Consider the following 14,265-nt stretch of genomic DNA (forward strand, 5'->3'; position numbering starts at 1 on the left):
TCACCCATCCACCAGTGGTGAAGTCCCCACTCGCGAGCGTGGGAATCAACCACCCCATCACCGACGAACGACTCCAAACAGGTTGACAGGTTCCGAAACAGCACAAATGTATGCGAACGGCCGCGACGGATCGGCGGACATTCGTGACGGACGGCCGGACATTCGTGACGGACGGCGGGACATTCGTGACGGACGGCCGGACATTCGTGACGGATCGCGGGTTCTCACCGGAACCCAGGGTTTAGACCACCCGGCCGGGAATCGAGGACACTTTCGACGGATCGGTGGTGGGAAGGTCTCCGAGTACGTCGTCGATCTTCTTCATTACGTCGTCCTCAAGCGTCACGCCGACGGCCTTCACGTTGTCGGTGACCTGCTCCGGCCGCGACGCGCCGACGATCGCTGAGGCGACGTTGTCGTTGCGCAGCACCCACGCCAACGCGAGCTGCGCCATCGACAGCCCAAGCTCGTCCGCGATTGGTCGTAACTGCTGCACCCGGGTGAGGACGTCGTCGTTCATCCACCGCTTGATCATGTTCGCGCCGCCCTTGTCGTCGGTCGCGCGCGAACCCTCCGGTGGCGCCTGCCCAGGCAGGTACTTGCCGGTCAGCACGCCTTGCGCGATCGGCGACCAGACGATCTGCGACAGGCCGAGCTCCTCGGACGTCGGGACGATCTCCGGCTCGATGACGCGCCACAGCATCGAGTACTGCGGCTGGTTGGAGATCAGCTGGACGCCGAGCTCCTTGGCCAGTGCGTGTCCGCGCCGGATTTCCTCGGCGGTCCACTCGCTGACACCTATGTACAGGGCCTTGCCGGCGCGTACGACGTCCGCGAACGCCTGCATCGTCTCCTCGAGCGGCGTCTCGACGTCGTACCGGTGCGCCTGGTACAGGTCGACGTGGTCGGTCTGTAGCCGGCGCAGTGAACCGTTGATCGACTCGAGAATGTGTTTGCGCGACAGGCCGGTGTCGTTGTGTCCCTTCGGACCTGTCGGCCAATAGACCTTAGTGAAGATTTCCAGCGACTCGCGCCGTTCGCCCTTGAGCGCGTCGCCGAGCACCTGCTCGGCCGCGGTGTTGGCGTAAGTGTCGGCGGTGTCGAACGTGGTGATGCCCGCATCGAGCGCGGCGCGGACGCAGGTGACCGCGACGTCGTTCTCCACTTGCGAGCCGTGCGTGAGCCAGTTGCCGTAGGTCAGTTCCGAAACTTTGAGTCCGCTGTTGCCGAGATACCTGAATTGCACGTGTGGCCGTCTTTCTCGTCGGTACGTGATGTCGTGGGTACGTCGTGCCGCATGAGGCACGCAGTCAAATCTAGTCCCGTCGCGTTAATCAGTGGTACGGCGCGAAACCCCGACCGTATGCTCAGCGCATGACGGCCGACCTCAAGAGCGTGGCCGACGAGCTCTACGCGCTCCCGGTGGGTGAGTTCACGGCCGCGCGCAATGCGCGTGCGAAGCAGACGCGCGCCGTCGACGCGGCCCTGGCGAAGGCCATCGGCGCGCTGCCGCGCCCGTCGTTGGCCGCTTGGGTAGTCAATATCCTGGTGCGCGACGAGCCCGAGCACGTCGAACGGGTCCTGGCCCTGGGCGAGGAGCTGCGCCAGGCGCAGGAACTGCTCGATGCGCGCCAGCTGCGCGAGCTCGGCGCCCAGCGGCGCAAGCTGACCGCCGCGGTCACCCGGCAGGCCCGCGACAACGCCCGTGAGCGCGGCGTCGAGGTCACCGAGCCGGTCGCGACGCAGGTCGAGCAGACCCTGCACGCGGCCATGATCGACGAGTACGCCGCCCGCGCCGTGCGCACCGCGTTGCTGATCAAGGCGCTGCCAAGTAGCGGGCTCGATGAGCTTGACGTGTCCCAGTTCGTCGCCGTACCGGACGCGATCGGATCGGCTCGAGCGCTGCTGCATGTCGTGCCGGCGTTGGAGGAGTCCGAAGACGACGAGCGTGCCCGGCTAGCCGCGATCGAGGATGCGCGGTCCGCGACGCGGAAACAGCGCAAGGCCCAGGAGCGCCTGGATGCAGCCCAGCGTGACGTGACGCGGTTCGAGGCTCGCGATACCCAGATCGACGAGGAACTCGATGATCTCGAGCGGCAGCTGGGCGCGCTACGGCGGGAACGCGATGCGGTCGAGCTCGACCTGGCCGCGGCCCGCGATCGACTGCGCCGAGCCCGTGAACAGTACGACGCGGCGCGGCTAACCGCCGAGCGGGCCAGCGCCGCCCTCGAGGCCCGGGTCGGCGACGACGTACCCTGATGAACTGTGTCCACTGACGTACCTGCCGAAATCGCCGCCCTCGACTCGACGCTGAAAACCATCGAGTCGGTCCTCGACCTCGACTCCAAACGCAAGGAGATCGAGGAGCTAGAGACCGAGGCGGGCATGCCCAACCTGTGGGACGACCAAGAGAAGGCGCAGGCGGTCACCAGCAAGCTGTCGAGGTTGCAGTCAACGGTCCAGGGGGCCGAGCGGATCCGCACCAAGCTTGACGACGTCAGCATCCTGCTTGAGCTGGCCGAGGCCGAGGACGACGCGGATGCGCACGCCGATGTGCTCAAAGAGCTGCGCGAAGTCCACAAGCAGATCGACGAGCTCGAGGTGCGCACCCTACTTTCCGGAGAGTACGACGAACGCGACGCGTTGATCACGATCCGATCCGAGGCCGGCGGCGTCGACGCGGCGGACTGGGCCGAGATGCTGATGCGGATGTATCTGCGCTGGGCCGAGGGCAAGGGCTACAAAACTGATGTCTATGAGACGTCGTACGCCGAGGAAGCCGGCATCAAGTCGACCACGTTCGCAATTCACGCTCCGTACGCCTACGGCACGTTGTCGGTCGAGCAGGGCACGCACCGGCTGGTGCGAATCTCGCCGTTCGACAACCAGGGGAGGCGCCAGACGTCGTTCGCCGGTGTCGAGGTCGTGCCGGTAGTCGAGCAGACCGACGCGATAGACATCCCGGACGACGAGATCCGGGTGGACGTCTACCGGGCAAGCGGTCCGGGCGGCCAGGGCGTCAACACCACCGACTCGGCAGTCCGGATCACCCACATCCCGTCCGGCATCGTGGTGTCGTGCCAGAACGAACGCTCCCAGCTGCAGAACAAAGCCTCGGCGATGACGGTCCTGCAAGCCAAGCTTCTCGAACGCACCCGCCAGGAACAGCAGGCCAAGATCGACGCGCTCAAGGGCGACGGCGGCAACTCGTGGGGCAACCAGATGCGCTCGTACGTCGTACACCCCTACCAAATGGTGAAGGATCTACGCACCGACTATGAGGTAGGTAACCCGCAGGCTGTGTTCGACGGCGACATCGACGGATTCCTCGAAGCGGGCATCCGGTGGCGCCGAAACACCGCTACCTCGGCAGACTAGCTCGTTTCTAGCGCAATTTGCGGTGCCAAGCGCGTTGGCCCGAATCGCGACATCGCCCACAGAACCGGCGCCAGGCGGCTCATAAACTACGTTTTGGTTACAACTTCGGTAGGATGCTCTGTTGTGATTCGACTTGAAAACGTCAGCAAGTTCTACTCGACGAGTACCCGTCCCGCATTGGACAATATCTCTGTCGAGATCGAGAAGGGCGAATTCGTCTTTCTGATCGGTCCGTCTGGGTCAGGCAAGTCGACATTCCTTCAACTGCTCCTGCGGGAGGAAGTGCCTTCCAAGGGCGAGCTGTGGGTCTCCGGCAAGCACCTCAACAAGATGAGCAACTGGCAAGTGCCGAAGCTGCGCCGCACTATGGGGTGCGTGTTCCAGGACTTCCGGCTGCTGAAAAACAAGACGGTCAGCGAAAACATCGCCTTCGCGTTGCAGGTCATCAACAAACCGAAACACACGATCAAGAAGGTCGTCCCCGAGGTGCTCGACCTGGTCGGGCTGGAGGGCAAAGCCAACCGCATGCCGCACGAGTTGTCCGGTGGCGAGCAGCAGCGCGTGGCCATCGCCCGCGCGTTCGTCAACCGCCCGCTGGTGCTGCTGGCCGATGAGCCGACCGGCAACCTTGACCCGGAAACCAGCCAGGACATCATGCTGTTGTTGGAGCGGATCAACCGCACCGGTACGACGGTGCTGATGGCCACCCACGACTCCAACATCGTTGACGCGATGCGCCGCCGAGTCATCGAGCTGGACTCCGGCACCGTTGCGCGCGACCAGACCCGAGGTGTGTACGGCGTCGGCCGGTGACCACCGTCGCGACGCCGTCAACCATTCCTAACGCGGTAGCTACCCTGCCGTTCGATCCGATCCTGAGGAACCAATGCGCCTGAAGTTCATTTTGTCTGAGGTTGCCGCCGGTCTGCGGCGCAACCTGACGATGACGATCGCCATGATCCTGACGACCGCGATTTCGCTCGGGCTGCTCGGCGCAGGTCTGCTCATCGCCCGCGAGATCAGCGCGATGAAGACGATCTATTACGACAAGGTGCAGGTATCAATCTTCCTCACCCAGGACGTCACCGCCGAACAGAAGCAGGGCATCGAGAAAGAGCTCGACAAGCTTAAGAGCGACGGTGAAGTCAAAAACTACTTCTCCGAGAGCCGCGACGAAGCGTACAAGCGCTTCAAGAAGCAGTTCGCCGCCCAGCCTGAGCTCGTGCAGAACACGCCGAAGGAAGCCCTTCCGGAGTCCTACCGCGTCTCCCTCGTGAACGCCGAGCGGTACGACATCATCAAAAAGTCCTTCACCGAAGGAAAGACTGCCGACGGGCAGCCTAAATACATGGCGGGGGTCGATACCGTCCGAGACGAAGGGCAGGTCCTTGATCGCCTCTTCTCGGTGCTCAACGGCCTGCGTAACGCCACCATCGCCATCGCCGCAGCGGGCGCGATAGCCGCCTTGCTGCTGATCTCCAACACGGTGCAGCTAGCCGCGTTCACCCGAAGAACCGAAACCGGCATCATGCGCCTGGTGGGCGCGTCGCGGTGGTACACGCAGGTGCCCTTCGTTATCGAGGCGGCGGTCGCCGGCATATTCGGGGCCGCTCTCGCGGTGGGCGGCCTGTTTGTCACCAAGGCGCTATTGATCGAGAGATCCTTTGCCTCGATGATCAAATCGGGCACGATTCCACCGATTACCGCGGGCGATATCTGGGCGGTCTCACCCCTCATGATCGCCGCCGGAGCGTTGCTCGCCGCGGTGACAGCCTGGGTCACTCTCCGCCTGTACGTCCGCCAGTAATTCGCTTGTCCCGCGACGGATAATCGACGGATGCCTAAAGAGACTGGACACAAGCTCATCGCGAGCAACCGCAAAGCGCGGCACAACTACGCGATCCTCGACACCTACGAGGCGGGCTTGGCGCTGCGCGGGACAGAGGTCAAGACGCTGCGCGAAGGAAAGGCCAACATGGCCGACTCCTTCGGCATCGTCGACCGTGGCGAGATCTTCCTCCACCATGTGCACATTCCCGAGTACACACAAGGGTCGTGGACCAACCACGAGCCGCGGCGAGTCCGCAAAATGCTGCTGCATGCACGGGAGATCACCAAGATCGAGGACCAGCTCAAGGAAAGCGGTCTGGCGATCGTGCCGTTGTCGATGTACTTCAAAGACGGCAAGGTCAAGGTGGAGATCGGCATCGGGCGCGGTAAGAAGCTCTACGACAAGCGCCAGGACATGGCCAAGCGCGACGCCGACCGGGAGATTCAGCGCGCTCTCGGACGCCGCAACAAGGGCATGAGCTAGGCGTGACGTAGCCTCGAGCTCGTGACGAAACCTCCCCTCGACGATCTCGAAGTCCCGGCGTACTGGCAGGGCCTGGGCCTACCCGGCCTGGCAGACATCCACGTACATTTCCTGCCGCCGAACATGCTCAAGAAAGTGTGGGCGTTCTTTGATGCAGGCACCGAGAAGTTCGGACGCCACTGGCCGATCCAGTACCGGTACGACGAGGAAATGCGACTCAAGCTCGTGCGATCGTTCGGGCTGCGCGGGATCCCGTCGCTGACCTACCCGCACAAGCCGCAAATGGCGCAGTGGCTCAACGGCTGGTGCTCGCAGTTCGCGGCACGGGTGCCGGACGCGGTGCACTCCGCGACGCTTTACCCCGAGGAGGGGGTCGGCGATTACGTCGCGGCCGCGCTGGCGGACGGCGCGCGGCTGTTTAAGGTGCACGTGCAGGTCGGTGTCTTCAGCCCGGCCGACCCGCTGCTCGATCCCGCTTGGGGAGTCCTCGAGGATGCCGGCGTGCCGATCGTCATCCATGCGGGCTCCGCCCCCAACGTCGGCGAGTTCACCGGTCCAGAGGCCGTCGCCGACGTACTCAAAAGGTTCCCAAAGCTCACCTTTGTCATCGCTCACCTGGGCATGAGCGAGTACGACGCGTTCGCCGACCTCGCGTTCAAATACGACAACGTGCACCTGGACACCACGATGGCCAATACCGACTTCATCAACAAGACCACTCCATTCGGGCCGGGGTACGTCGCCAAGCTGGCCGACCTGAAGGACAAGGTGGTGCTCGGCAGCGACTTCCCGAACATCCCATACCACTACGCCCACCAGATCGAGGCGCTCGACCGGCTGGGCCTCGGCGACGAATGGATGCGCTCGGTGCTCTGGCATAACGGCGCCCGGTTGATGGGCCTGACCGGCTAGTGGCGCGACGCCGGAATTAACCAGTGGCGGTTGCGCGTTCGACAACGGTAAGATGACAAGTCCGCCGCAAAAAGCGGATTCCAATGACCAGGGGGTGAACGGTCTCGACTTCGGACGTCGAGATAGGTGAAGCGAGCCGAGGAAGACGACGATGATCTCGTAAACCAATAATGTCGTAACCAATTAAGCGCCGATTCTAATCAGCGCGACTTCGCTCTTGCTGCCTAAGCGGTAGAGCGAGTCTGTCAGACCGGGAGGCCTCCGGCCCGGACCCTGGCATCGACTAGGAGGATCACCAACCGACCCGGTCGCGGGGTCGCGCGGGACATTTCACAGCGACTGGGCCCGTCACCGCATCTTGTGCACACGAATGCGGGGGCCGAGTAGAGGCATAGTGCACTGCGCTCGGAGAAGCCCTATCAAACCGCCGAAGGACCCGGGTTCGATTCCCGGCACCTCCACGAGAAGTACGACGAGATGGCCACCTTCCCAATCGGGAGGTGGCCATTCTCGTGTTCTACCTCATTTGGGTCGATTTCGTCCGGACCGCGAGGGCCGGTTGGGCGCCGTACGACGAGCAGGCGCGTCCCGCGGTAGCCTTGCCGTGGTTATCGCCGGACTGAGGAGACCCGTCCATGCTTGAGTCCACCCCGACCATCTATCGCGCTCGCCAGATCATTGCGCAGACCACCCGCGGGCCGGAACCGGACGCGTTCGCGGTCACCGCTGAGCAGATCGTGGCAACTGGAACCGTCGCCGAACTCGCCGACCGTTATCCGGCCGCCGAGATCGTCGACTTCGGTGACACGGTGATCGTGCCCGGATTCCACGACGCCCACGCGCACCTGGCGATGACCGCGGAGGATGTGCTGCACCTCGACCTGTCGCATCAAGCCGTCGCCACTGTCGACGGCCTGCTCGCCGCGATCGCGCGCGAGGCGGCACAGACGCCGGCGGGCCAGTGGATCCGGGGCAGCCGGTACGACGACCAAAAAACCGGCGCACTGAGCCGTGACGCGCTCGACAAGGTCGCGCCCGACCATCCGGTACTCGTGACGCAAGTCGCCGCACACTGGGGCGTGGTCAACTCCGCGGCGCTGGCCCGTCTCGGTATCGACGAGTCCACCGCGGACCCGGAGGGCGGCTCGTATGACCGTTTCCCGGACGGGCGTCTCAACGGACGACTGGTCGAGCGTGCGTTGATGAATGTCGCGTTGCCGGCGGATGCGAACGTCGGGTCGAATATCCCTGCCAGCAGTCCGCTGGACTTGCAGCGCGGGGTTGTTCGTGCTTCACAGGCTTGGAATGCGGCCGGTCTGACGTCGGTGTGCGACGCGCTGGTCAGGCCGGACGACATCGCGATGTTCTCCGCGGTGCGATCTGCCGGTGAGTTGACGCTGCGGCTGGGCATGCTGGTCACGATCGAGCATTACGACAAGGTGGCCGCACTTGGGCTCGCGAGCGGGTTCGGTGACGACTGGCTGCGACTTATCGGCATCAAGATGTTCGTCGATGGTGCGATCGGAGGACGCACCTGTCTGCTGTCCGAGCCGTTCCGGGACGGAAGCGGTACGCCGGTCCAAACCACGCCGACCAATAAACTGATGGCCGACGTCGCGCGCGTGCACGATGCCGGCATGCGCGTCGGCGTACACGCTAATGGTGACGCGGCGATCCGGATCGTGCTCGACGCCGTGGAGGCGGCGCAGAAGGCGACACCGCGTCCGGGCCTGCGGCACCGGATCGAACACTGCTCGCTGATTGACGATGAGATCCTGGCGCGGATGAAGGCCCTCGAGATGATCGCCGTCCCGTTTGCCGGTTATGCGGCGTACCACGGTGGCGCGCTGAATGCCTGGTACGGCGAGGATCGAGTGGACCGGATGTTCGCGCACCGATCGTTCCTCGACGCCGGAGTAACGGTCGCGGCCTCATCGGACTACCCCTGCGGGCCGATCGAACCGCTGCTCGGACTGCAGTCGCTCGTCACCCGTGCGGGCGCCGACGACGGCGTCGTGGTCGGTGAGAAGCAGCGGATCAGTGCCGCCGAGGCGCTGCGGGTGTTCACGCTGGAGTCGGCGGAGGCGTGCGGCGACGCAGGACGTAAGGGCCGGATCGAACCCGGCTACCTCGCCGACTTCGTCGTACTCGACGACAATCCGCTGACCGCCGACCCGGCCGGCATCTCGTCGATCGGAGTGCGGGCGACGTACGTCGGCGGCCGGGCCGTCTACACCGCTTGAGCTACTAGCGGTTCTTCCAGACCGGTGGGCGTTTTTCGGCGAACGCTTTCGGTCCTTCGAGGTAGTCCTCGGTGGTCATCAAGTCGTCCATGTACGCCGCTGGGGCAGCCATCGCGGCGGCTTCGGACGGATACTCATCGGCCTCGGCCATGACGCGCATCGATATGCGCACGGATGTGGGCGACACCGCCAGAATCTCCTCAGCGATTTCTCGCGCGCCTTGGACCGCCGCGCCCGCCGGCATGACCCGATTGACCAGACCGAGGCGCAACGCATCGGCAGCGAGGATCGCGCGACCGGTCAGGATGTGCTCGGCCGCGACCTTCTTCGGGATCTGACGCGGAAGGCGCACTAGTCCGCCGGCAGCGGCTACCAAGCCCACGCGTACTTCGCTCAAGGCAAAGGACGCGGTCTCGTCCGCGACCACGATGTCGCAGGCGAGCGCCATCTCGGTGCCGCCGCCCATCGCGAACCCATTGACCGCGGCGATGACCGGCTTGGTCCGGGCCCGCGCCGTGATCCCGCCGAATCCGGTCAGCGGCAGCCACCGCTCGTTGCCGGCCGCGGTGTACTTCAAGTCGTTGCCGGACGAGAACGCCGCCGTACCGGCGCCGGTCAAGATCGCCACCCACAGGTCAGGGTCGGCCTCGAACGCGTCCCAGATCTCGGCCAGTTCGTCGCTGGCCATGGGATGCAGGCTGTTGCGCACCTCGGGGCGGTTGATCGTCACCTGCAGCAGATGACCGTCACGCTCGACAATCGCATACTCATAGGATTCGCGGAATGCCGGCGTACGCCGGGGAAGCAGCTGCTCGATCCGTTCCTCGGTGAACGCAAAACGGTTGCCGCGGCTGGTGTGCCGGACGAAGACCTTCTTGCCGAGCGCATCGTCGGCGACGACCTGCGCAACGGTGTCACTGTCACCCGCGTCGGTCCGGGCAAGGAACCGATTCCCGCCGGCGGTCCGGCCGACCACCACCGCGAAGTCCGGCCCTGTTTTGGAGTACACGACCGTGTAGGTCTCGATGGTGGCCCAGCCGTCCGGCCTCTCCTCCCGTGCGGGCGCATCCCAGCCGTCGACCACTTTCTGAAGGCGCGCATTGTCGGAGGCGACGAACTCGGCCGGTTTGCTGGAGTAGATGCCTACGGCGTACTTCGACAGGTAGCCGCCGTTCGCGCCGACGAACCCATACGACCCGGGGTCCTGCCTCGTCCGCTCGACGGCCGTGCAGATCGCGTGCATCGAGTAGTTGTTGCCGGGGCCACCGAAGTACGGAAGGCCACCGGTGAGCGTAAGCCCGCGCGGGTCGTCGGCGCTCAGCCCCAGGCCGTCGATAGCGACGCTGGACACGGCGACCGGGAAGCAGCTGTAGAAGTCGAAGTAGGTCACCTCATCGATGGTGATCCCGCTCTGCCGCAGCGCTTCCTCGCAAGCAAGCACGGCGGCGGGGTAGCGGCCGAGGTCCTGTCGCTGCATAAGCTCGCGTTCGGCAACGGCAGCGTGGCCGTGCAGATAGATCCACTGACTTTCGGCGATACCCAGTTCGCGTGCGGTGCCCACTGTCGTGAGTACGACGGCCGCGCCCTGGTTGACCTGATCTCGTGCGACAAGGCGCAGCGGGTACGGCGAGGCGATCATCCGGTTGCGCTCGCCAACAGTGGTGAGCTCGTTCGGCGTACTTGCGGTGACGTCCGACGACGAATACGGGTTCGCGGCCGCGACCTCGGTGAACGGCGCGAACAGCCGCCCCATCTCAGCGAGGTACTCATCGGGTGCCTGGCCGAGTCGTCCGCGGCGCGCGGTCTCGCACAGCGCGTAACTTGGCGGCGCGCCGACCACGCCGTGACTCATGTTGTAGCGGTACGCCAGTCCGGTCATGCCCATGCCGCGGTTCTCGACGCTACCTTCGACGGTCTCGGACCAGTCGGCGCTCTCCCCGGACTTCTGAAGCCAGCGCGCTGTGGAGATGTTCTCCCCGCCAGCGAGCAGCACCATCCGGAACTCTCCGGTGGAGAGTCGTTCCGCGAACTCGGTCACGAGCTGCTGCGGGGTATTGCCGCCCGCCTTCTCCAAGACCGCGACGCGCGGGGCGATGCCGAGTCGACTCGCCACGGAACGGGGAAAATTGTCGGTCTTGCCGAACGGCTGCGCTCGTCTCGGCGTCGAGTCTTCGAACGTGCGGGTGGTCGCGATGGCGTCGACGTGCTGGCCCAGCGAGTCAAGTGACTTCGCGTCGGCGAAAGCGCGTTCCGCCGCGCGCGCCGCGATGTCCGCGGACGACAGGGCGGCGTACTCCGGCGAGCCGATGCGTTCGGTGAACTGGCCGACACCGACGATGATCGGGGTCGAGGGCGAGATTGACATGTGCAGGTCTCCATCCTCGGGGGTGTACTTAGTGATGCTAAACAATGGCCGGGCTCGCATCCGGGCTCAGGTCTGCAAAGCGTCACGAAACGGTGCAAGAATGGGGCCATGACACAGCAGATCGTCGTTCACCCGCTTGCCACGCCGCCGCAACAGGCGTGCACTTCGCCCACGTGGTTTGTCGACTCGGATGCGCCAGAAGTCGTCGAGTACGCCGCCGCGGTGATCAACGAGGCAGGAGCCGGCTCGAGCCGGGAGAAGGCGGTGGCGCTGTTCAACGCGGTGCGGGACGGCTGGCGTTACGACCCCTACAACGTGTCCTACGATCCGGCGGACTTTCGCGCAAGCACCGTGTTGAAAAGCAAATCTAACTGGTGCGTTCCGAAGTCTGTCCTTCTCACCGCATTGTGCCGATCCGCCGGAATCCCTGCCGGGCTGGGTTTTGCCGACGTACGCAACCACCTGCAGAGCGCCAAACTGTTGGAAAAGATGGGCACTGATCTGTTTGTCTACCATGGCTATTCGGTGATCTGGATCGACGGCGCCTGGCGTAAAGCCAGCTCGGCGTTCAACAGGGAACTATGCGAGCGCTTCGGGACGAAGGTCCTCGAGTTCAACGGACACGACGACGCGCTGATGCACGGATACGACGAATCAGGCAACCGGCACATGGAGTACGTCAACTACCACGGCGATTTCACCGATCTTCCGCTTGATGACATGTTCGTCGCCTTTGAGCAGGCATATGGGACGGCGTTCAAGGATGTTTCAACCGCTGAGGTCGTGGACGAGGCGTTCAGCTCCTGACGTCACGTTGAGCGCGACCCTCGCCACGGTGCTGTTCGGGCTGCTACCTTTCGCAAAAGGTTCATAACGCACAACAGCTGGAGGCGGAATATGGAGCTAGCAGGTCGGATTGCGGTCGTTACCGGTGCCGGAGATGGCATGGGCCGGCAGTTGGTACATCAGTTAATGGCATCCGGCGCGCACGTCGCCGCAATCGATATCTCGGAATCGGGTCTTGCAGACACCAAGGCAACCGCGGTCGCGGACGGCGTACGTCTGACTACACACGTCGTGGACGTCGCGGACGAGCAGCAGCTGATTGGAGCGGCCGCCGACATCCGCGCGCAACATCAGACCGACCACATTCATCTGCTCTTCAACAATGCCGGTATCGGTGGCGGTGGTAGCTTTTTCACGGACGATCGGGCGACGTGGGAACGGACCTTCAATATCGACTGGGGCGGCGTCTACCTCGGCGTACGTACATTTCTCCCGCTGTTGGTGGCCGCCGACCAGGCGCGGATCGTCAATACCTCGAGTGTCAATGGATTCTGGGCCAGTCTCGGGCCGCGTTCACCGCACACGTCGTACTCGGCCGCGAAGTTCGCCGTCAAGGGCTTCACCGAAGCGCTCATCACGGATCTACGCAACAACGCGCCGCACGTCACCTGTGCAGTGGTGATGCCCGGACATATAGGGACCGGGATCGTCGCTAACTCGCGCAAGATCTTCACCGGTAATTCGTCCGACCAGCTGTCCGCTGTCGAATTGGCGGGGGCGCGGGCACGCATGGCCACGGCGGGTGTCGACGTCGATCGTCTCTCCGATGACGACATCCAGCAGTTCGTCGATGAACAGGCGCGGCACTTTGCCGAGAAGGCGCCCACAACCGCGGCTCAGGCAGCGCGCATCATTCTCGACGGCGTACGCGCGGATCAGTGGCGGATCCTCGTTGGAGACGACGCGCACGAACTCGACCGGCGGGTGCGTAGCGACCCCGAGAGCGCTTACACCGTCGAGTTCTACGACTCCTTCACCTCCGAGGTCGGCTGGGGCCTTGGCGGCTTGTAGCTAGATCAGGGCGCGCCGAGAAACGCTGTCACGTGCTCGGCGACGACCTCTGGTTGTTCTACTTGCAGGAAATGTCCCGCGTTGGGCACGACGATGCGACGTAGACCGGCCGGGAACGATGCGTCCATCCCTTCGCTGACCTCGGGTCCGATGCAGCCGTCGTCGGCGCCATGCAGGTAGAGCGTTGGGACCGTGATCGGGCCGGCCGATTCTGCCTGCCGGGCAGCCCATTCGGGATGGTCGGGCGTGGGGGAGAAGGTCTGACGGTAGTAGGCCAGCGTATTTGTCAGGACTCCGTCGCCGGCGAACATGTGCTTTAAAGCGGCGCGCTCGGCGGCCGGTGCGTCGTACCCCGGGGACCATTCTGCCCAAAGCCGGTCGATGAATACGAAGTCTTCGTGCTGGACGGCGAGCTCGGCGAACGGCATCTGGAAGAAGAACATGTACCAGCTGCGGCGCTGCTGCTCAGCGTTCGTGACGAACGACTTGCCGAGTTGCGGGCCGTGCGGGACCGACATGGTGACAAGTTTGCTGACACGCTCAGGTGCTTGTCTGGTCGCGGCGTACGCCGCGGACGCGCCCCAGTCGTGGCCGATGAGTACGGCGCTGTCGTGACCGAGCGCTTCGATCAGCGCCACCGCATCGCTGCCGAGCGCCCACGCCTGGTAGCAGCCGTCTGGTGCGGGTCCGGTGGGCGAGTATCCGCGCATTGCAGGAGCGACGGCGTGCCATCCGGCGTCGGCGAGCGACGTGATCAGCGGTATCCAAGATCGGTTGTGGTCGGGAAATCCATGGAGTAGGAGCGCGAGTGGCCCGTCGCCGGCTTCGATGACGGAGAAGGCGATCCCGTTGGCTTCAATCGTGCGCTCAGTGGTCTCCATTTCGCGAGTGTAGCCGCAACGCAAAGGAGCCCCGACCAGTCTGGCCGGGGCTCCTTTGTTGGGTTACTAGTGCTGTGCGAGTTCGTGCCGTCCGACGACCATGTGGTGGACTTCGTCCGGTCCGTCGGCGAACCGCAGGTGGCGGACGTCGGTGTAGAGGCCCGATAGCGGGGACCACTGGGAGATGCCGGTCGCGCCGTGGATCTGGATCGCCTGATCGATGATCTGGCAGGCCTTCTCCGGCACCATGGCCTTCACCATCGACACCCACACGCGTGCTTCCTTGTTACCAAGCACGTCCATCGCCTTCGCCGC

Annotated in this window: 13 protein-coding genes and 1 other RNA gene; 10 read left to right on the forward strand and 4 right to left on the reverse strand. The window is 64.4% G+C overall.

All coding sequences use genetic code 11. The annotated features are described in order from the left end of the window. Nucleotides 1–241 precede the first annotated feature (241 nt). Nucleotides 242–1,246 (reverse strand): aldo/keto reductase family protein, encoded by a 1,005-nt coding sequence (locus CLV47_RS21625; protein ID WP_106351208.1) that lies wholly within the window; start codon nt 1,244–1,246, stop codon nt 242–244. A gap of 128 nt (nt 1,247–1,374) precedes the next feature. Between CLV47_RS21625 and CLV47_RS21630 the strand changes: the two genes are divergently transcribed. From CLV47_RS21630 to CLV47_RS21665, 8 genes are all read left to right on the forward strand, one after another. Next, on the forward strand, nt 1,375–2,259 hold the full coding sequence (locus tag CLV47_RS21630; RefSeq protein WP_106351209.1) for a coiled-coil domain-containing protein: 885 nt from the start codon (nt 1,375–1,377) through the stop codon (nt 2,257–2,259). Between the two features lie 6 nt (nt 2,260–2,265). Beyond that, nucleotides 2,266–3,378, forward strand: coding sequence for a peptide chain release factor 2 (prfB, locus tag CLV47_RS21635; protein WP_106351210.1), 1,113 nt, complete (start codon nt 2,266–2,268; stop codon nt 3,376–3,378). Between the two features lie 123 nt (nt 3,379–3,501). Then, nucleotides 3,502–4,191, forward strand: coding sequence for a cell division ATP-binding protein FtsE (ftsE, locus tag CLV47_RS21640; protein ID WP_106351211.1), 690 nt, complete (start codon nt 3,502–3,504; stop codon nt 4,189–4,191). A gap of 73 nt (nt 4,192–4,264) precedes the next feature. Next, nucleotides 4,265–5,185 (forward strand): permease-like cell division protein FtsX, encoded by a 921-nt coding sequence (gene ftsX, locus CLV47_RS21645; RefSeq protein WP_106351212.1) that lies wholly within the window; start codon nt 4,265–4,267, stop codon nt 5,183–5,185. A gap of 30 nt (nt 5,186–5,215) precedes the next feature. Further along, nucleotides 5,216–5,692, forward strand: coding sequence for an SsrA-binding protein SmpB (smpB, locus tag CLV47_RS21650; protein WP_106351213.1), 477 nt, complete (start codon nt 5,216–5,218; stop codon nt 5,690–5,692). A 21-nt stretch (nt 5,693–5,713) separates the two neighbouring features. Then, complete coding sequence (locus CLV47_RS21655; RefSeq protein WP_106351214.1) at nt 5,714–6,604, forward strand: amidohydrolase family protein; 891 nt, start codon at nt 5,714–5,716, stop codon at nt 6,602–6,604. A gap of 90 nt (nt 6,605–6,694) precedes the next feature. Continuing rightward, nucleotides 6,695–7,068, forward strand: a transfer-messenger RNA (tmRNA) gene (gene ssrA / locus CLV47_RS21660). Between the two features lie 171 nt (nt 7,069–7,239). Next, nucleotides 7,240–8,847 (forward strand): amidohydrolase, encoded by a 1,608-nt coding sequence (locus CLV47_RS21665; RefSeq protein WP_106351215.1) that lies wholly within the window; start codon nt 7,240–7,242, stop codon nt 8,845–8,847. 4 nt (nt 8,848–8,851) lie between these two features. On the opposite strand, the gene CLV47_RS21670 is transcribed toward CLV47_RS21665, so the two are convergent. Further along, on the reverse strand, nt 8,852–11,212 hold the full coding sequence (locus tag CLV47_RS21670; protein ID WP_106351219.1) for an enoyl-CoA hydratase-related protein: 2,361 nt from the start codon (nt 11,210–11,212) through the stop codon (nt 8,852–8,854). Between the two features lie 108 nt (nt 11,213–11,320). On the opposite strand from CLV47_RS21670, the gene CLV47_RS21675 reads away from it, so the two are divergent. Both CLV47_RS21675 and CLV47_RS21680 read left to right on the forward strand, forming a co-directional pair. Next, complete coding sequence (locus CLV47_RS21675; RefSeq protein ID WP_106351216.1) at nt 11,321–12,019, forward strand: transglutaminase-like domain-containing protein; 699 nt, start codon at nt 11,321–11,323, stop codon at nt 12,017–12,019. 90 nt (nt 12,020–12,109) lie between these two features. Next, entirely contained in the window at nt 12,110–13,069 is a 960-nt protein-coding gene (locus tag CLV47_RS21680) for an SDR family NAD(P)-dependent oxidoreductase (RefSeq protein ID WP_106351217.1), read from the forward strand. Nucleotides 13,070–13,074: 5 nt separating this feature from the next. Here the strand turns inward: CLV47_RS21680 and CLV47_RS21685 are convergent, their stop codons facing one another. Continuing rightward, entirely contained in the window at nt 13,075–13,950 is an 876-nt protein-coding gene (locus tag CLV47_RS21685) for an alpha/beta fold hydrolase (protein WP_106351218.1), read from the reverse strand. Between the two features lie 66 nt (nt 13,951–14,016). Then, nucleotides 14,017–14,265: acyl-CoA dehydrogenase family protein (locus tag CLV47_RS21690; protein WP_272946817.1), on the reverse strand; the 249-nt coding region annotated here is incomplete at its 5' end.

The sequence above is a fragment of the Antricoccus suffuscus genome (assembly GCF_003003235.1).
Classification (GTDB): domain Bacteria; phylum Actinomycetota; class Actinomycetes; order Mycobacteriales; family Antricoccaceae; genus Antricoccus; species Antricoccus suffuscus.